This window comes from Methylocaldum sp. GT1TLB (genome assembly GCF_051027445.1).
GTDB lineage: Bacteria > Pseudomonadota > Gammaproteobacteria > Methylococcales > Methylococcaceae > Methylocaldum.
Genome location: NZ_CP194898.1, coordinates 3,959,501 through 3,979,171 on the forward strand (window position 1 = coordinate 3,959,501; position 19,671 = coordinate 3,979,171).

The window sequence follows — 19,671 nt, forward strand, 5'->3', positions numbered from 1 at the left end:
AGTCGATCCATAGCGATGTCGCTACTCAGCGCGATAATGACGGTCGGCGCGCGGGTTGCCTGGGCTGAGCCGATCACCTCCCCGGCCTTTCCGGGTAAGTGCGTTGAGGGATCGATTCAGGGAGGATTGTTATCGTTGATGGATTGCAACAGCTCTGCTGCGCAGGATTTTCGGTTCGACCCCGGCACGTCGCGTCTTGTGATGCACCGCTCGGCTCCGCAGTTGTGTTTCGATTTGAATGGCCCTGTTCGAACCGGCATGGGCGTCTCTGTAAGCGTCTGCAATGACAACGCAGCACAGAAATGGGCTTTCCCGTTTGATAGCCGCTTACGGCCTGTCGGAGTGGACCCCAATAAATGCCTGACCCACGCTACGCGCGTTGGCAAGCCGCCGACGGGCTGGGGTTTAGACGTTGCAGTCGTTGACCCCGGCTGCGAATTTCCAGAAGTGGGAGGCGGCGGATTTTGTTTACCTACTTTCGAATTCTTCTTTGAGATGATGCTCTCGAAGTGTGAGGGTCTAAATGTGCAGCAGTGGAGTCTGCGGCAAGAAGGTATGCCCTTCCCATCCGAAGGCATAGTCACGCGCAAGGTCCACGTTACCGTCAACAATATGAAGATCGATGACTGTCGCGAAGGCGGCGCCTGTGATTGGAAGCTTCACTGTGGCATTGGCAATGAGGCGGATACAGAGTTAGTGGGAATGGTGGAGAAGGATACAGGTGGGACTATCGACGTAAACCGCACACTTATCCACGAGAGCGGACTGCCCGTGACTGTCACTTGCCAGGTCCGCGAGTTCGATCGCGGCATTTTTGATCCCGATGTTTGGGAAGTTGTAGGTACCGTGACCAGGACTTTTGGCGCGGCGGGGCCAGGAACAATGCAAATGGATAATTCTGAAGGCAAGGTCACAATAAACTTCACTATCGAACCGCTGGGCGTTATCCAACAACCATTATCTGCAGAGCAGCTGCAGGCAGTACCCATAAAAATCGACGCTATGCATGCATTGCGCTTGGCTGGGGTCGATTTCAGCGTCCCGGAAGCGGATCTAAGGGATTGGCTTAGCAACCCCAGCTTTACACCTTATCCCGCAATTACCGGAGCGCTGATTAAGATGCTTGGAGGCAAGCAGCTCCGGCGACCGGTGTTTATAGACGTGATTGTCTTTAACTATGAGCATGCGCCGGGCGCTTCCTCGCCACGTAGAATGGCAGACGTTGACTTAGACCTGCTGGCGAAGGCGATAGTTAAAGGTCACAATACGCGCTATGGTGAGGCTGTCAGGGATCTTCAGAACCTGCTTCAATAAGGCGTAACAGAGGGCTAATGACGGGACAATTAGCCCTCGTACAGCGGGTAGCCGTGTTGCCCTGTAAGTTTAATCTCGCTCCCCCATGGTAACGTCCGGCTCTATCGGTCCAGCCCAATCCGCCGGATAGTGGCAACTAATCTGATCCTGAAATTGCGTTGATTGCAGTCTTCTAAAGCTATGGATGCGGTGCAGGCCTTGAGGCTCAGCAGGTAGCAAACAGGTCGGACATGCCGTGCAGCTTGCCCGCTCCTCGGCGGGGAGTGCCGTAGGCTGGGTTGAGGAACGAAACCCAGCTCTTTGACACGTGGATTCGCTGGGTTTTCGCTATCGCTACAACTCAGCCTACGGTCCTCATTATGACGTCCAACTTTCGACATGAGCGCCAGTTTGCCAGAAGCCATCCGCTCGACGGGAGGGTTAGCCGTCATTCGATGCATCCGAAGAACCTGGCTGGGTTGTGATCCAGAAGATATGGGTGCGCCAGAAACACAGAAGCCACATCGACTTCAACGGCTGACCAGGGACAGCTCCGCGACGATACTGAAAGATCTGTGGCCACGAATGCGCGCCGGGATTCAGCATATGGTTGTACTGGGCGACCGCCTCCACATGACGACGTTCTCGGACGAAGAGGCACATGACGTCCCAGTCGGCTGGGGCGGCTGAGCCTGTTTCGAGGAAGTGCAGTCCTCGCACAATCTTGGTGGCTACAGCTTCGAGGCGTGGTTCTTGAATGCTGAACGCCATCCGACGACCCAAATGAATGCCCGCAGGCGTTGTGAGTTGTACAGCTTGAAGGGCGCTACCGATATGTCTACGAAGGCCCAAGTTCTTTGCGTACATGCGCTGGAGCTTCTGGTTCCAAAGTTTCTTTCCCGGTTCCGTTACGCCCGCGTCCGAGAACATAAGTGCTGCCAAGAAGTACTCTTCGTCGCGGCCCGCTGCGTTGTTGCAGGCAAAGCAAGCGGGCACTGTTTTCAGGTTGCTGGGCCGCGGCCGTGGGAAGAAGGCCTTGGGTGGGACGTGATCGGCTGTGACGCTCACGGCGACACCACAGTAAACGCAGGACTGGACAGGTTCGATCACGAGTCAATGATGGCTAACGATGTAAGTAACCGGATGCCGCGCGAGGCGGCCAGCCTAAGGACTGTAGAGCGGAATAGCGTACTCGCGTATTCCGCCGTAGGAGGTATTGTATTCGGCGCATTACGCTAATGCTAATGCGCCCTACGCGGGCTGACCCGTTTTGCTCGTTATGGCTGACGACTCAAGCTGTGGGACGCGCGTTTTTTGCGGCGTCCCTCTCCAGCGCCGAGTTTAGGCATCACTGCCATTAATCGAGCTTGGCCCCTTTCCCTATGCTCTCGATGGCTGGTTTTGTGGCTTCAGGGAAGTGCCTTGGAAATGGTCGCCTTGACGTCAGGATCGGTTTCCTCGGTCAATCTTCTCTTCAAGGCCTCCAGTGCTTTCGCGCCGCCGATCTTCGTCCGAGCTCAGCCGGTTCCGCTCCCGTGTAACCGAAAAGAGCGAAAAGCCTTGCCCGGCGTGTGTACCCCCTGTGAATGTTATAAAAGAGGGGGACAATCGGTGATCGGTTTGCAGACTCCGCCGTGGGCAGGGCATATAAACTGTCCGTGCGGACAGGTTGGGGGTGGCGGCGAATAGGGACAGATTGTAGGCCCCAGCGTGGCAAAGAAACCCTCACCGCAACTCATCCCTCTGCTGTTTTTCGCACATACTGCCAGCACGGCATTTCCTTCGCCCCCATACTCGGCGTTGATGAGGCCAATGTCAGAGACGACTCGATACACCTCTGTTGTAAAACCGCTACCGGCCATAACAACCATCTCATCAGCCATGGGTAATGGGGCATTGCATACAATGCTCATATAGCCGCAGGTCGCGGCGCTACCTTCTGGGATATGACAGCCTATTGGAACTGGTGGCGGGGAGGGTTGCTGTGTCAAACCACCCGCTGTCGAGCCGAGCTGTTTCACATCCAAATGCACCGTGACATCGCCTTCATCGCTATTTTGATTTATCCGAATGTCATGTTTTCCAGATACCTGAATAGAAGCAGTGCTAGTGCCGACGTGTTCCCATACGGGGTCATCGAAGAAAAGGAACGGACCATCGCGCTCCTTAACTGTACATGTAACAGAAACCGGCAGAACTCCATCCTGAGCTAGCATGCGTTTAATGTCTCTATCTTTACCGGTATTGATCTCCACCATGGTAAAGAATTCTGTTTCCTGCTGGTTACCAAGTCGACAGGTAAGTTTCCAATCGCATATGCCAGCTTCCGGGCAGTCATTGACGTGCATTTTTGTAAAGGTAACTTCAACTCTCGTTTGCCCGTCAGGCGGGGGTGGGGGTGGAGGCTGCACTATGTAGGGACACGCTCCGAAATTCACGACATAGGCCCCTTTTTCACTCTGCGCGTTCTGCGCCGGATCCTTATTCGCCACGTCCCCACGGACGCCGACGCCAATCTCCTTGATCGCCGGATTCAGAATTGCCTCCCTGTGACCGGCCGTGCTTATATTCATCCACCAGTGGACGGCAAAGAATGGCGTCGAGCAGGCGCCAGGCGGACATTCGGTCACGTTGGTGCCCGCGCCATCTTTGGCGATCTCACTCACGAAGGTAGCGCCTTCCGGACAGTATCCCGCGCGGTTTATGCGTGCCGCGATCGCTTCGTTGCGTCCCAGTGGAATTGGAGGATTGGTCCCCGGTACGACGTCAACCTGCGGGTCGACGTGCGGATCGCTCTCACCCCACCATTTCAGGGTCACGGCCCGTTGCACGTGTCCATCGGCGGCGCTCGCCAATTTTGAGTTCGCGGACAACGCCGCCAGCCCGCGGCTGGTGCGTTCGGCATTAATAAGGCAAAGGATGGCATTACGTATTCGGTGACCTTGAGTTGCAAGGTCGATGGTGGACGGAGGGGTATTTACATCGGCGCCACATGTATCCTTACCTGCCAGTGGTTGCGCTCTGGCGGGAGTTACTACGGCACTCATAACGGTTGCGCAAAGGAGGATGAGCGCCATCGTGCCAGTCGGAGACAGTATTTTCATGGTTTTCCCTTCCTTGGGAGTGCGGAAGCCCGCGAGACTTAGAACAGCTATCGCCCCAGGCATGGGGTGCCGGTTGGCCGCAGTATATCGCCGCGGCATCCCGTCAGTAGAGGCGAATAGAAACTTGAAACGTCGTTTTTCTTCAAAAAGACGATATCGCTGGGTCGAGCGAATTGTCAATCAGGTTGCCGGGTCAAGGTTTATTGTTCGGCTTCGGCTCTTTTCGTTTCACTGAACGACCCCGGCAGGGCGCAGGTCCATAGGATGCGCTGACCATCGGGAAGCGCCCTTCGACTCGCTCAGGACAGGCATCGTTCGCGCTCGATGGGCTTCGCAAGCTCAGCCCATCCTATTGCTGCTGTCGCTATATGTAGGCTCCATATGCCGTTTCGGTGCAATGCCGGCTAGCCCACGCGAAAGCCCTTCCAGGTGGTGCTGTGAGCCGGCTGCTGGCGCTGATCGACAAGGTGGTCGGGCCATCGGTCGAAATGGCGGACAGCGCCCACGGCGCCGACGCCCGGCTGGCCTACTGGATTCCCTCGCCCGGTTCCGCCGACGCGGACCTCCTGCCGGAATTCGATCTCCTCACCCTCGTTTGCGCGACCTGGCCCGGAATTCCGGTGTCGCCGGCGGCAATCTCGAGGCTGTGAAGGACAGCATCATCGGCCACCAGCTCCGGGCTGGTGGCGACCCCGGATTACAAGCCCCTCGACAAATTCAAGGAACTGCCACAGGAATAAGCCTCGAACACGAGGCGGAATTCTGCACTTGTATTGTGGAAAGGAATCCATTCGCTGGTCGGCAATTCTTTTCCGACAAATGCGCCCGAATTCGGCATTCGGCGCTTTTCGTATTACTATCCCCCGACAAATAAAACGGCTGTTGTCGCTTATTGGCTGATGAAAACGGGCGAAACGAAATCCGGATTCGATCGGCCTCATCCTTCGGTGGGATAGCTCATGTTGCGTATCAGATTGGCGATGGTTGTCGCCATCTCTCTGTGTTTTGTCTTCGTGCTCGGCTTTACGCTGTACTGGGGGTCTCACAAAATCGCCCTGTATTCGTCCCGCAGCCAGTCGGCTTACGAGGCGTTCGACCGCTATCAGCAGCTCTACCGGGAAGCTTATCGCTATTTTAAGCAACGCATGGATCTGCTCCTGGTCGATCAGCAAGGCACGGCGGCTGATGTCGAGATGTCCCGCCAGCGTCTGCACGATGCGGTAGAACGCCTGCGGAAAGCCGCGGCAACCGACCTGGACGCCGCCAGCGATATCGAGGTCTGGCAGACCCGTCAGAGCGAACTGGACAGCATCGCCCGTCTGAGCGCCTCGCTCGAAGCCGGCATGAATCGGTTCGACCAGGTCGACCGCCTGCGGCAGGAGGGTCGGCGCGAAGCGGCGTTATTGCTGCTGTCGGAAGTTCTGGAGGAAGACATCGACCGCAAATTCGACCCGCTGATCGATGATGCGATCAATCGCGAGCGTGAGCGGGCCCTGGTGGCGAGAGAGCGATTGATGGGGCTGATCGGGCTTTCCAGCTGGATTTCCATCAGCACGGCCATCGTCTCGGTGGTTTTCAGCATCGCCGCGGGCGCCATGCTTTTCAGAAGCATCCGAAGGCCGATCGAGGCCCTGATGCGAGGCACCGACGAAATCGCGGCCGGCAATCTCCCTTATCGCATTCCCATCGATAGCCGGGACGAATTCGGTTATCTCGCCAAGCACTTCAATCAAATGGCGCAAGAGCTGGAAGTCCAGCAGCGGAAGCTCGGCGAGGCGCGCACTGTGCTGGAACAAAAGGTGGCGGAGCGGACGCTCGAGCTGAACCACCTCAACGGCGAGCTGCAACGCATGGATCATGCGCGGAGGCAGTTCTTCGCCGATATCAGTCACGAACTGCGCACCCCGATTACGGTGATCCGCGGCGAGGCCGAAGTGACGCTTCGGGGGAGGAACAAGGATGCCGAGGAGTACAAGGAATCCTTGCAGCGCATTCTCGAACTGTCGCTGCAATTGGGTAAGCTGGTCAACGATCTGTTGTTCCTCGCCAGGGCCGAAACCGCGAACCTACAGTTCGAGTGGGAAACCCTCGATCTCGTCGAACTGGTCGTCAATGCGGCCGAGGATATACGTGTGCTGGCGCAGGAGAAATCGATCGAGGTGACGCTGAACGTAACGGATACGCCGGTGTGGGTCCGCGGCGACAAACAGCGGCTTCGACAGATCATTTTCGTTCTCGGGGACAATGCTTGCCGGTATTCGCATGCCGGCGGCCGGATCATCATCGATCTGGAGGGCGACGGAACGGAAGCGCTTCTGCGCGTCATCGATCACGGCATAGGCATTCCCGCCCAGGACCTCAAGATGATCTTCGACCGTTACTACCGCAGCACGAACGCCCGCCGTTCCAGCGACGACGGCACCGGCCTCGGGCTTCCGGTCGCAAAAGCCATCGTGGCCGCGCACGGCGGGGAGATTTCGGCGGACAGCAGCGAAGAAGCGGGAACGACATTTGCAGTAACATTGCCGCAAGTTGATTTGAAAGACAGCGCTGTCGATGCGAGCGCCGACGATTTCGACTACGTCCGAGAATCGGCCGCATAGCTCGAAGGCCGGCGTTTTGTGGGAACGGGCTTTAGAGCTGATTTCGTCGCGATGTAGCGCCCGAGGCTAGTAGGTCGGCAATCCTTTGCCGACGAAGACGTTTCGATGGGCACGCTACGCTTTGCCCATCCTACCTAGCCCGCGATGGGCAGCCGTTCGGAATCGCGGGCTAGAGCCTGCTCCAACGGAATGCGCAAAATGTCTAATAAAACGCTTTTTTTGGGAGAGGTAACAAGACCTTGGATATTCTGCTGGTGGAAGACGACGAGCGTATCGTCGAATTCGTCAGACGAGGGTTGAAGGCCGAGGGGTATACGGTGGATGTCGCCCGTACCGGACGGGACGGCATCGCTCTGGGAAACACGGCGGCCTATCGGTTGATCATCCTGGATCGAAAGCTGCCCGATCTTACCGGTCTCGAAGTGTGCGAGCGCCTGCGCGCCGATCACGTCGACACGCCCATACTCATGCTGACGGCCATGGATACGGTGCAGGACAAGGTGACCGGTCTCCGCTCCGGGGCGGACGACTATATGACCAAGCCCTTCTCGTTCGAAGAATTGCTCGCACGCATCGAAGCGCTGATGCGCCGGCGCGGAATAGGGATCAAGAGCGAGGCCAGGGAACTCCGCATCGCCGATCTGGTGCTGAACCAGGAGACCCATGAGGTCCGGCGCGGCAATCAGATGATCGATCTGACGCCCAAGGAGTTCGCGCTGCTCGAGAGTTTCATGAAGGCTCCCGGCAAGGTGTTGAGCCGAACGCGGATTCTGGAGCAGGTTTGGGGTTATAGCGCCGATCCCATGACCAATGTGGTCGACGTGTACGTCCGCCAGTTGCGGCGCAAGATCGATGAGAATTACGACCATAAGCTTCTCAAGACGGTTCGGGGTTACGGCTACAAGCTGGACGCCTCGCAGGAATCGGACGCGATCGCCCAGGGTGGCGCAGAGGCCTGAGTAAAGCGCAGGGGACGCTGAAGCACACTCATGTGCGCCCACGCCGATCCGTTGCGGTATTATCTGCATGCCCGAAGTGGGCTTCCGGGGGCGGCGGATTACGAACAATAAATAATTCGGGCAAATCGATTGTTCGAACTCATCACCAGGTGCATCTCATGAATAGGGTTATCCATGGCCTGTCCGCAGGCGAATATCGGGGTGGGGGCTCCCGTGGGGAAGAATCATGTTTTACACGGTTCCTTCTTTTTTTCATCACCCCTTTACGATGGTCGATGGCGGCGCTCGCGATTGCCCTGGGCGGATACCAACACCTGGCACTGGCCGATACCGTCACGGTCAGTCCAACGGCGCCTTCGGTGCGCGCGGACGCCGGGTCGGTGGACATCACGCTCACCTATTCGCGAGGTCCGAGTGAGACTGACGTATTCGGTACTCTTGATGTAACCTGGATAACGATCGACGGTACCGCGACGGCTCCGGCGGACTATACCGGGGTGAGCGGGCAGACGAGCTTCGATCGCGAACAAGGACCATTGACGCAAACCCAGACCATCACGATTCCCATCGTGAACAACCCGAGTCTGGCTTCCGAGCGGACATTCACACTCAGCTTGACTTGTAACGACAGTTCGTCGGAAGGCCCCTGCGCCGCAGCTCAGTTTCCGACCAGTTCCGTCACCATCACCATCACGCCTGTGCCAACCACGCCCACTCCGGCACCGACGCCAACGCCGCTCAGCGAGCTTCCCGGACTCACCGAAAACCAGCGCTCCGTGGCCAATGCCCTGGTAGGGGCCTGTGACGGAGCCACCGGCGAACTGGCCCAGCGCTGTTCGGATCTGTTGGGCTCCGGATTGACCGACGCCGAGAAGATCGCCGCCTTGAGCCTGATCACCCCCGAGCAGGTGGCTTCCCAAACCAGCATGCCGCTGCGCATAGGCACCGGGCGCATGGCCAACCTGAAGCAGCGCTTGACCATACTGCGGCACGGCGGCGGCGGTCTCGACCTGGCCATGAATATCGACGGCCGAAACATTTCTTACGCCCAGCTTGCGCGTGCGCTCGGGAAGGAATCGGGCGGTGCGGCGGGCGACGGACCGGACGATCCGTTGCGGGACAGTCCCTTCGGGTTTTTCGTGCAGGGCCGATTCAACGGCGGCGACAGGGACTCTACCGGCGAGGAGCAGGGCTACCGGTTCACGACCGGCGGCCTTACCCTGGGTGCCGATTACCGGCTGACCGATCAGCTGATCCTGGGCCTCGCGTTCGGCTACGACGGCACCTCCGCCGTCTTCAGCCAGGATTCCGGCGCGATGGACACCGATTCCTACCACGGCTCCTTCTACGGCAGTTATTACCTGCCGGCGGATTTCTACGTGGATTGGATAGGAAATTTCACCCGCCACGATTACGACATGAAGCGCAATATCCGCTATACCGGATTTTCGTCGCGGGCGCGCAGCAATCCGGAAGGCAATCAGTACGGCTTCGCCGTCAGTTTCGGCAAGGATTTCGCGATCAGCGAATGGAACCTGAACCCGTACCTCCGCATGGAGTATGCCAAGCTCCAGATCGACGCCTACCAGGAAAAAGGCGGCGGCGGCCTGGGCCTGGCCTTCGGCAGCCAGGACGATCATTCCCTGACCACGGATCTGGGCGCGCAGATAGGCCGGTCGTTCAGCCTGCCTTGGGCGGTGCTGACGCCGTCGATTCGCTTCGAGTGGGAACACCAGTACCAGAATGGTTCGCGCGACCTCCGCGTCCGTTTCGCGGACGCGGCCGCCGGCACCGGCAGCTTCTCCATCTCCAACTCGGCTCCGGACCGCGATTATTTCAATCTGGGCGGATCATTGGCCGCCACCTTGCCCGGCGGCAACGCCGCTTTTCTGCGCTATGAAACCCGGTTAGGCCAGCAGGCCGTGTCCAGTCATATCGTCGAGGCCGGCGTCAGAATTTCGTTTTAGGACATTGTTCGGTCTGGCGTAGCGCCGCCCAGTAGGTCGGGAATCCCTTCCCGACATCATTGTCGGCAAAGGATGGCCGACCTACCAGCTTATTTTGGCCTGCATTCCGGGGGTGTGCGTGCCGAGTTCCCGTTTCACCCCGCTATACTGTGGTGAAAAACGCTCAAGGCATCGCACGAAATTCCGCCGGCCTTGGAAGCCGCTCCGGGACGCGCTCGTCAGAACGTCAGGGTCACCCCCACGTAAGCCGAGCGCCCCATGCCGGGCAGGGCGGTGCCATAGACAAACGGGCGCGCACCGAGATAGGCGCCGCCCAGAGGCAAGTCGTAGTTCTTGTCGAGCAGGTTGTCGAGGCCGGCGTCGATGCGGACATGCTTCCATTCGTAGCCGGTGCGCAGGTTGACCAAAGCGTAGCCGCCCGTCTTGAGTTCGTTCCTGACGTCCGCCACATCGGTTTTGGACGCCACCAATTGGAGTTCGACGGCGTTGTTCCAGCCGCCCCACTGGTGGTCGACGGTCAGTTTGCCGTTGACCGGCATCATGTGATAGAGGTTGTCGCCGGTATCCAGATTTTCGCCGCGGACATAACCCAGCACGCCCCGGCCGGTAAAGCGCCCGAATCGGGTGTCGCCCAGGAGCGCCTTGCCGGAGAAATCGACGCCGTAGAGTTGAGCGTCATGGTTGGCGAACTTGAGGAACACGAAGCCGTCGGTCGCCGCCAGATTGGCCGCCGTGCACGGCGTGCCGGCGGTCACCGGACAGCGGTCCGCGTCGATGTAATCTTCGACATAGGTGTAATAAGGCGTGATCCTGACGTCCCATTCCTGTTGCTGCGCGTCATGCCAACCGAACGTGGTGCTTATGGTATGCGCTACTTCCGGCTCCAGATCGGGATCGCCGACATAGCCGTTGCCGTCGCCGAACCAGCCGTTCATGTACATGGCCATGCTGCCCAAACCCCAGGCATAACGTTCATAAAGGTTAGGGGAGCGATTCTTGCGCGCGTAGCCCGCTTCGAAATGGCTGGTGTCGTTCGGCGTGTAGCGCACCAGGGCGGTCACGTCGAAGTTGTCGTCGGTACGGTCGCGGCTTCTGGCGTTGAAGGTGCCGGCCGCCCGCTGGTCGGCGCGCTGCATCATCGACGTCGAGGAGTAAGGCTGCACGGTGTCGGCATTCATGCTCACGTGATCGTGGCGCAGTCCGAGCAGCGAACTCCATTCCTCGCTCCAGCGGGCGTCCCATTCGGCAAATGTGCCGATGCGGTCGCGTTCGCCGTTGCGGACGTTCCAGAAGATGTCGGGTTCCATCATCATGCTGCCGGCGACCGGCGGCCACCAGTCGTCCAGTTCGTTGCTATGATATTCGTTGCCGATGCGCAGGGTATCCCGATCCGATAGCGGTATTTCCGCCTTGATCTGGTAGCCGAGATTGTTGCCTTTCGTCTTCATGGGCATGTCGCCGGGTCGTTTGTCCTCCAGGAAGTTCATCTCGTGCTCGGTGTGCTCGTAGTAAAACCGGGTTTCCAGATCGCCCCAGCCGAATTTCCCCTTGTACCGGACATTGCCGAAGGTGCTGTCGTTGTCGACCATGTCCATGCGGGCATTGGGAAAGCCCTGGCGCGGAATGTTCTGCTGCCCGGCGTTGACGACGAGCAGATGATCGTCGTTGCCGAGCGCCAGGGTCATCGAGTGGTTCTGAGCCTCGTACTGGCTGGATTTGACCTCGAAGCCGCCGCCCGCCTTGTAGTTGTCGCTCTCGGTGTGGGAACCGGTATAGGACAAGGCCATGTGCTCGCCCGCCGCGTTGAGCGTCACGCTGCCGCCGAAGGCTTCGCCGTTGGTGCGATAGAACGAGGAAATACTGCCCCCGAATATCGCCCCTTCCTCGGCCGTGGCGAAACGGGGAGTGATGGAATCGAGGATGATGGTTCCGCCGAGGCTGTCGCCGCCGAGACTGACCGGCGTGATGCCCGCCACGACCGTCGCCTGTTCCACGTTGCGCAAATCGATATAGGACAGGGGCGGATTCATGTGGTTGGCACAGGCGGAGGTGATTGACATGCCGTTGATCCGTACCTTGACCCGGTCGTCGTTGAGGCCGTGAATCACCGGGAGACTGGATAATCCGCCCGAACCATAGCGGCTGAATCCCGGCACGTCGTCGAAAAGCGCAGCGGTATCGCTGGTGTAAGACTGCTTCCTGGCTATGGTCTTGCCGGTCAGTTCGCTGGTGTTCAGCGACTTGAAATTCGGTGTCCACGATTCGGTCACGAGAATTTTTTCGAGTCGCACGGCATCGCCGCTTTGGCTTTCCGTCTTGTCGGCGGCGAATGCCGAGATCGCGCAGGAAAATGACAGGGCGCCGGTCAGCGCCTTCGTCAATCGTTCGTTAAACACAGTCTTTTTCACGCATAACCTCATCTAAGTACACACAAGAGAATCGGACGGCGGGCGCCGACGCGGAGCGTTATGGCAAAGACTGCACCACATTAAAACATTATCGTATTATCAAATGTTTAAGGATTATTTCCCCAATTTTGGCGCTGTAGTGTGTGGTAAATGCCTCGCTTTTGTGAGGGATATCGCTCACTTTTGGCGACTTAAGGAAGGCAAGATTTGGTAGATGCTTGAATTTCCGCCACGAGTTACGGCTAAGGCGATGCAGCCCAGAACCAAATCTTGCGGCCGGCACGGGGGCGGATGTGGCAAATACCGCGGTCGGTCGGCGATTCGCCAGAGCGTTGACGAAGCGCTGAAGCGTTTGTCGCAGCAGGGGTGTTCTGCATGGGTTGGAAAGCAGCCTTCATGGCGGGTTCCTGCGCCGAAAAAATATAGACGCGAGTCAGCTGTCGCAGATTGGTATCATTTGCCGACGAAACCGTAGTACCCGGAAGCGTTGCGACGGCGGCAGCCGTTTGCGTTTAAAAGCGATTTCCGATCTACTTTCGTACCCTGCGCGCGAGATGTGCGCCATTCGCCCCGGTGCTCTGTGCTATTTCCCGTGTGCCACCGGGCGTTTTGTCCAGGGCGCACGAACCGGACTCGCCGTGCTCATCAAACCGAGTGCGGCAAATCAATCGTTTAAACCAATGGCACGCTTTCTGTTATCAAAGTCTCGCCGGTGCTGATCCGACCAACCAAGTAAACCGCACATGATCGCGTCGAACCAACCGCTACACCGCTTTTTCAAGGCGCGCCGCCGGATGACTCTGGCCGAGCGCGCGGCCGTACTGGTCATCGTCTCGGTATCGATAGGCGTGGTGATGTCGCTCGTGCGCGGCGACGATTTCGCGGCCGAATGCGCTGTCACCGACGCCAGCCTGGGCGCCATCCGCACGGCGATTCTGGGCGGACGGGCCGGCCTTGGGGGATACCGTGCCGACGTCGGCGAGATTCCGCGCTCGATCCGCGACCTGTTCGACCCGGCGTCATTGCCGCCGCATCTTCGGACCTTCGATCCTGCGAGCGGGCGCGGCTGGCGCGGCCCGTACCTGACGGATGGCGTGCGGATCGACGTCCGCAAGGCCCATTGCAGCTTTTCCGACGCGAGCTGCAACAGCGGCCGTTTCATCAACGGTTTGGCCAACGGCGACACGGGCGTTCTCGACGGATTCGGACGCCATGCGCCCGAATGCACGAATTCGGACGCCGAGCGCTATTGCAGAAATCCGATCCTGCTCCAGATTCCCTGCGACGATCTGAACCGCAACGGCGTCTGCGGCGATAGCGATGATGTGTGGCTGCCGGGCAATGCACGGCTCGTTTCGGCGGGACCCAACGGGGAACTGGAGACCGCTCTGGCGGACTACAGCGCGGGCCGCCGCGGCGACGACCGGGTGCTGTATCTGCTCATGGGCGATCCCGGCGGCGGCAACCGACCATGCAAATGATGCCGGCCGATTCTCTCCCGATACCGCTGGATGGCACTCAAGGAATGTTGGCTGAATCGACGGCGGTGGTCGGCCTGCGGTGAGGGGCGATGGTTTTCCGGCCGCTCGAACGAGCCTCGGAAATCTTCTTCGCTGCTCGTGCATTCGAAATTCTTATGATTTCCATAATAAAAACAAGGCATTGTCCAACTAGTCTTGGCATTCGGTTTCTGTAGAATAGGATTTCTCCATTCGGATAAATCGGTTCCGATCTACGAGAAACCACATGATTCGGAAAATTCTCATCGCCAACCGCGGCGAAATCGCGGTGCGCATCATTCGCGCCTGCGCCGAAATGGATATTCGCTCGGTGGCCATTTTTTCCGAGGCCGACCGTTTCGCGCTCCACGTGAAAAAAGCGGACGAAGCCTACTGCATCGGTTCGGAAGAACTGGCCGGCTATCTGAATCCCCACCGCATCGTCAACCTGGCCGTGGAAACCGGCTGCGACGCCGTGCATCCGGGCTACGGCTTTCTGTCGGAAAACCCGGAACTGGCCGCCGCCTGCGCGGCGCGCGGCATTGTTTTCATCGGTCCGGACGCCGACACCATCCGGCGCATGGGCGACAAAACCGTGGCCCGCGAGACCATGATCCGCGCCGGCGTGCCGGTAACGCCGGGCAGCGAGGGCAACGTCGACAGTCTCGATCGGGCGCTGAAGGAAGCCGAACGTATCGGTTATCCGGTCATGCTCAAGGCGACTTCGGGCGGCGGCGGGCGCGGCATCCGGCGCTGCGATACGCCCCAAGAGCTCCGCCAGAATTACGAAAGGGTCATTTCCGAGGCCACCAAGGCGTTCGGCAACGCCGAAGTGTTTCTGGAAAAGTGCATCGAGCGGCCCCGCCATATCGAGGTGCAGGTGCTGGGCGATCACCACGGCAACGTGGTCCATCTGTACGAGCGCGACTGCTCGATTCAGCGCCGCAATCAGAAGCTCATCGAAATAGCGCCCTCGCCCCAGCTCACGCCGGAACAGCGCGAGTGCGTGGGCCAGCTCGGGGTGAACGCCGCCCGCGCGGCGAATTATCGGAACGCCGGAACGGTGGAATTCCTGCTTACCGAGAGCGGAGAGTTTTATTTCATGGAGATGAACACGCGGGTGCAGGTGGAGCACACCGTTACCGAGGAAATCACCGGTTTCGACATCGTGCAGAAGCAAATCCGCATCGCCGACGGCGAACCTTTGCCTTTCCGCCAGGAAGACGTGAAGGTCGCCGGCTATGCCATGCAATTCCGAGTCAACGCCGAAGACCCGAAAAACGATTTTCTGCCGAGCTACGGCCGCATCACGCGTTATTACGCGCCCGGCGGTCCCGGCGTCCGCATCGACACCGCCATTTATACCGGCTACGAGATTCCGCCCTATTACGATTCGCTGTGCGCCAAGGTCATCGTGCGCGGCCGCACCTGGACCGAATTGCTCGCCCGCGGCCGTCGGGTGCTCGGCGATATGGCCATCAGCGGGGTGAGGACTACGATGCCGTTCTACCGGGAAATCCTCGATCATCCCGATTTCATCGCCGGGCGCTTCGACACCGGATTTCTGCAGGATCATCCCGAACTCCTGAATTATTCACTGAAACGCAGCCACGACGACGCGGCTTTGGCCGTCGCGGCCGCCATCGCCGCCCACGTGGGGCTTTGAAACCATCATGAGCAAGGTCTACATCACCGACACCGTATTGCGCGACGCCCATCAGTCCTTGATCGCGACGCGCCTTCGCACCGAGGACATGCTGCCCATCTGCGACAAGCTGGACCGGGTCGGCTATTGGTCGCTGGAAGTCTGGGGCGGCGCCACCTTCGACGCCTGCATGCGGTTTTTGAAGGAAGATCCGTGGGAACGGCTGAAGAAGCTCCGCCGCGCCTTGCCCCATACCCGCTTGCAGATGCTGCTGCGCGGTCAGAATCTTTTGGGCTACCGGCATTATTCCGACGACGTGGTGCGGGAGTTCGTCCGGCTTGCGGCGAAGGAAGGCATCGACGTATTCCGCATCTTCGACGCGCTCAACGACCTCCGCAATCTGGAGACCGCCATCCGGGCGGTGAAGGAGGCGGGCAAGCACGCCCAGGCCGCCATCTGTTATACCCTGAGCCCGGTCCACACCGTCGACCTTTATGTGGAGCAGGCCCAGGCCCTGGTCCGGATGGGCGCCGACAGCATCGCCATCAAGGACATGGCGGGACTCCTGACGCCCATGGCCACGGCGGAGCTGGTTTCGGCGCTCTCGGCCAGCCTGAGCGTGCCGCTGCATCTCCATTCCCACGCCACCTCAGGGCTGGCCGAAATGTGCGAACTCAAGGCGGTTGAGCACGGCTGCACCCACATCGACACGGCCATTTCGTCCTTCGCCGGCGGCACCAGCCATCCTCCGACAGAGAGTATGGTGGTCGCCTTGCGCGGCACCCGCCACGACACCGGCCTGGATCTGGAACTGTTGCAGGACATCGCCGCCTATTTCGCCGAGATCCGAAAAAAATACCGCCGGTTCGAGAGCGAATTCACCGGCGTCGATACCCGCGTTCAGATCAACCAGGTGCCGGGCGGGATGATGTCGAACCTCGCCAAGCAGTTGGAGGAGCAGGGCGCGCTCGACCGCATCCTCGACGTTTTCGACGAAATCCCGCGGGTGCGCCGCGACCTCGGCTATCCGCCCCTGGTGACACCGACCTCGCAAATCGTCGGCACCCAGGCGGTGCTGAACGTGGTCACCGGCGAGCGCTACAAGTCCATTACCAACGAGGTCAAACGTTATCTCCAGGGCGGTTACGGCCGCCCGCCGGCGCCGGTCGATCCGGACCTCCAGCGCCGCGCCATCGGCCGCGAGCAACCGGTCGAATGCCGCCCCGCGGACCTTCTGCCGCCGGAACTGGACAACTTGCGCGCGGAAATCGGCGATCTGGCGGAGAGCGAAACCGATCTGATGATCTATGTGATGTTTCCGGAGGTCGCCCGGAAATTCCTTCAGGAGCGGCGCGAAGGCCGGCTCCAGCCGGAGCCTTTGGCTCCGCCGGAGGCGCCGTCCCAGCCGGCGGAGCGCGGCGACGTGCCCACCGAGTTCAAGGTGTTCGTTCACGGCGAGGCATACGATGTCCACATCACCGGCGCCAATTTCAACGATCCGCGCCACCGGAGGTTCTACATCACCTTGGACGGCGTGCCTCAGGAAGTGGATCTCGAGGTGCTGAGCGGCTACCGGCGGAGCGTCACGCCAAGCGGGCGTCCCGTGCCGGGCAAACCGGGCGATGTGGTGACCGCGATGCCGGGCAATATCGTCGATATCCTGGTGCAGCCGGGGGACAAGGTGAGCGCAGGGCAGGGCGTTCTGGTCACCGAGGCGATGAAGATGGAAGCGGAAATCCAGGCCCCCGTCGGCGGCACGGTCGCCGCGATTCACGTCAAGAAAGGCGACCGGGTGAATCCCAACGAGGTATTGATGGAGATCGAGCCATAGCCTTACGCATTCGTCGGCAACTTGTAGGTCGGCAATCCTTTGCCGACACAGGGGGCCGAACCCGGCCGAAGTTTGGAGATCGGCGACCCTTTCCCGGCAAATCCGGCACGTCGGCAAAGGATCGCCGACCTACGACTCTGAACCTGGGCGAAGGACGGCGACCGTTCTCGCCTGATGACAGGCCCGTACGCTGGCTTTCTTCCGGTATCATCTTCCCTTGAACTCAAATTCCCGACTTCGACATGAAAGCTACGGTCATTCCAGTCACGGCATTTCAGCAAAACTGCTCGCTCCTCTGGTGCGAGGAAACCATGGAAGGCGCCGTGGTCGATCCGGGCGGCGATCTCGATCGAATCCTCAAGACGGTCGAAGATGCCGGCGTGACGCTGGTCAAGATTTTGCTCACTCACGCCCACGTGGACCATGTGGGCGGCACGGCGGCTTTGGCCGGGCAGCTCGGAATTCCGATCGAAGGCCCGCAGAAGGAAGACCGGTTCTGGATCGATCTTTTGCCGAAGCAATGCGAGATGTTCGGTTTTCCGCCGGCAGCCGCCTTCACCCCCGACCGCTGGCTGGAGGACGGCGATACGGTGGAGTTCGGGCATCAAACCCTCGAAGTGATACATTGCCCCGGTCATACGCCCGGCCACGTGGTCTTTTTCCACTCCGGCGAACGTCTCGCCATTGTCGGGGATGTGCTGTTCAAAGGCTCCATCGGGCGGACAGACTTTCCCGGGGGCGATTACGGCACGCTGGTGCGGTCCATCCGCGAGCGGCTTTTTCCCTTGGGCGACGATATCGTTTTCATTCCGGGCCACGGTCCCGCGTCCACCTTCGGCGACGAGCGCCGCACCAATCCGTTCGTGGGCGATGCCGCCCGGTAACCGGGTACATGAACCGGTCGATGGCCGGACGGCGAACGCAACGCTGATCCGCTTCGACCGGGTCTCGGTATCGGTACGCGGCAAGCCGATCCTGACCGATCTCAGCTTCACGCTGGGCGCGGGTGAAAAGGCCGTGCTCCGCGGCAGGTCGGGCTCGGGCAAGAGCACGGTGCTCAAGACCTTGTTGGGACTTTATCCGCTGGCCGGGGGAAGAATTCTGTTCGACGACGAGCCGCTCGATCCGTCGGCCGTGCGAATCATCCGGCGCCGCGCAGCCTATATCGGGCAAGAGCCGATCCTCGGCGCCGAAACGGTACGCGAAGCCTTGATGTTGCCGTTTCAATTCGAGACGCATCGGGAAAATAAACCGTCCGAGCGTCGGTTGATCGATGCGCTGGCGCGTCTTCACCTGTCCCCGGATATTCTGGAGCAGGAATGCCGCCGCGTTTCAGGCGGCGAAAAGCAGCGCATCGCCATCGCGCGTGCCTTGTTGCTGGGGAAAAATCTCTATCTCCTGGACGAGGTGACCAGCGCCCTGGATGCCGAAAGCAAGCGGACGGTGCAGGACGTATTCGGCGATCCCGGTTTCACCGTGCTCTCCGTGGCCCATGATCCCGACTGGGACGCGCGCTGCGATGTGGTTTTGGAACTGGACGGCGGGCGCCTGATCCGTACGCGTCGCGATGGAAACGCTTGATATCGCCCTGCCGCAAATGACGGTGCTTTACGGCGTCGTGCTGTTGCCGTGGCTGCTGCTCGGACTGATCGGACTGGGCTTGAGCGGGGCGATCGCGACCGGCATCCTCCGCATGAGCCTTCAATTGGCCTTGGTGGGCGTTTATCTGAAGACATTGTTCACGCTCAATAATCCCTGGCTGAACGGCCTTTGGGTTCTGGTGATGCTGGTAGTAGCCGATTGGTCGATTCTGAAGCGCGCCGGCTTGAAGCGGCGTTACTTCTTCGCCGCCACTTTCGCGGCGGTGACCGCCAGCGTCCTGTTTTCCACGGCGTATTTGTTGTTTTTGGTGATACGGCCGCCGCTCTATTACGACGCGCGCTATCTGGTTCCCCTCGCAGGCATGATTCTCGGCAATTGCCTGCAGGGAAATGTCATCGGACTGGAGCGCTTCTATACCGCACTCAAGAAAAACGAAAACGAGTACCAGACCTATCTGCTGCTCGGCGCCACCCGCTGGGAGGCGGTACGGCCCTATTTTCGCGAAGCCGTCAAAGCGGCGATCAACCCGACCCTGGCCAGCATGGCGACTTTGGGGCTGGTATCGCTGCCCGGCATGATGACCGGCCAGATCCTGGGCGGCAGCGAACCGTGGCTGGCGGTGAAATATCAGATTGCCATCATGCTGTGCATCTTTGCCAGCACCACCCTTGCCAGCATTCTCAACTTGGCACTTAGTCTGAATATCGCGTTCGATGAATTCGACGTGTTGAAGTCGGATATCGCCGAGGATGGCTAACAA

Annotated in this window: 14 protein-coding genes; 11 read left to right on the forward strand and 3 right to left on the reverse strand. The window is 59.7% G+C overall.

Annotation, left to right across the window (positions count from 1 at the left end; genetic code table 11):
• The first annotated feature begins 15 nt into the window (after positions 1 to 15).
• A complete protein-coding gene (locus tag ACR2R1_RS17420) occupies positions 16 to 1,314 on the forward strand; it encodes an RICIN domain-containing protein (protein ID WP_168183861.1) in 1,299 nt (432 codons plus the stop codon).
• Positions 1,315 to 1,734: 420 nt separating this feature from the next.
• Here ACR2R1_RS17420 and ACR2R1_RS17425 read toward each other — a convergent pair whose 3' ends face one another.
• Positions 1,735 to 2,361, reverse strand: coding sequence for a hypothetical protein (locus tag ACR2R1_RS17425; RefSeq protein ID WP_434111178.1), 627 nt, complete (start codon positions 2,359 to 2,361; stop codon positions 1,735 to 1,737).
• 521 nt (positions 2,362 to 2,882) lie between these two features.
• Positions 2,883 to 4,397, reverse strand: a complete 1,515-nt coding sequence (locus ACR2R1_RS17430) for a CAP domain-containing protein (protein ID WP_434111180.1) — start codon at positions 4,395 to 4,397, stop codon at positions 2,883 to 2,885.
• 437 nt (positions 4,398 to 4,834) lie between these two features.
• On the opposite strand from ACR2R1_RS17430, the gene ACR2R1_RS17435 reads away from it, so the two are divergent.
• From ACR2R1_RS17435 to ACR2R1_RS17450, 4 genes are all read left to right on the forward strand, one after another.
• On the forward strand, positions 4,835 to 5,047 hold the full coding sequence (locus ACR2R1_RS17435) for a hypothetical protein (RefSeq protein WP_086133981.1): 213 nt from the start codon (positions 4,835 to 4,837) through the stop codon (positions 5,045 to 5,047).
• A 309-nt stretch (positions 5,048 to 5,356) separates the two neighbouring features.
• Positions 5,357 to 7,000, forward strand: a complete 1,644-nt coding sequence (locus ACR2R1_RS17440; protein ID WP_077728628.1) for a sensor histidine kinase — start codon at positions 5,357 to 5,359, stop codon at positions 6,998 to 7,000.
• A gap of 239 nt (positions 7,001 to 7,239) precedes the next feature.
• Complete coding sequence (locus ACR2R1_RS17445) at positions 7,240 to 7,959, forward strand: response regulator transcription factor (protein ID WP_156880611.1); 720 nt, start codon at positions 7,240 to 7,242, stop codon at positions 7,957 to 7,959.
• 275 nt (positions 7,960 to 8,234) lie between these two features.
• Complete coding sequence (locus tag ACR2R1_RS17450) at positions 8,235 to 9,926, forward strand: autotransporter domain-containing protein (protein ID WP_434111183.1); 1,692 nt, start codon at positions 8,235 to 8,237, stop codon at positions 9,924 to 9,926.
• Positions 9,927 to 10,144: 218 nt separating this feature from the next.
• Here the strand turns inward: ACR2R1_RS17450 and ACR2R1_RS17455 are convergent, their stop codons facing one another.
• Positions 10,145 to 12,334 (reverse strand): TonB-dependent receptor plug domain-containing protein, encoded by a 2,190-nt coding sequence (locus ACR2R1_RS17455; RefSeq protein WP_434111186.1) that lies wholly within the window; start codon positions 12,332 to 12,334, stop codon positions 10,145 to 10,147.
• Positions 12,335 to 13,077: 743 nt separating this feature from the next.
• Here ACR2R1_RS17455 and ACR2R1_RS17460 point away from each other — a divergent pair.
• From ACR2R1_RS17460 to ACR2R1_RS17485, 6 genes are all read left to right on the forward strand, one after another.
• A complete protein-coding gene (locus ACR2R1_RS17460; RefSeq protein WP_156880608.1) occupies positions 13,078 to 13,815 on the forward strand; it encodes a hypothetical protein in 738 nt (245 codons plus the stop codon).
• A gap of 265 nt (positions 13,816 to 14,080) precedes the next feature.
• Positions 14,081 to 15,499, forward strand: coding sequence for an acetyl-CoA carboxylase biotin carboxylase subunit (locus tag ACR2R1_RS17465; RefSeq protein WP_156880607.1), 1,419 nt, complete (start codon positions 14,081 to 14,083; stop codon positions 15,497 to 15,499).
• A gap of 7 nt (positions 15,500 to 15,506) precedes the next feature.
• A complete protein-coding gene (gene oadA, locus ACR2R1_RS17470) occupies positions 15,507 to 17,309 on the forward strand; it encodes a sodium-extruding oxaloacetate decarboxylase subunit alpha (RefSeq protein WP_347258058.1) in 1,803 nt (600 codons plus the stop codon).
• A 242-nt stretch (positions 17,310 to 17,551) separates the two neighbouring features.
• The gene (locus ACR2R1_RS17475) at positions 17,552 to 18,193 is read left to right on the forward strand and encodes an MBL fold metallo-hydrolase (RefSeq protein WP_156880604.1); all 642 of its coding nucleotides are present in this window, start codon (positions 17,552 to 17,554) and stop codon (positions 18,191 to 18,193) included.
• Complete coding sequence (locus ACR2R1_RS17480; RefSeq protein ID WP_156880602.1) at positions 18,180 to 18,890, forward strand: ABC transporter ATP-binding protein; 711 nt, start codon at positions 18,180 to 18,182, stop codon at positions 18,888 to 18,890. The genes ACR2R1_RS17475 and ACR2R1_RS17480 overlap by 14 nt, the downstream gene beginning before the upstream one ends.
• The gene (locus ACR2R1_RS17485) at positions 18,877 to 19,668 is read left to right on the forward strand and encodes an ABC transporter permease (protein ID WP_077728637.1); all 792 of its coding nucleotides are present in this window, start codon (positions 18,877 to 18,879) and stop codon (positions 19,666 to 19,668) included. Before ACR2R1_RS17480 ends, ACR2R1_RS17485 begins: the two co-directional genes overlap by 14 nt.
• Positions 19,669 to 19,671: the final 3 nt, after the last annotated feature.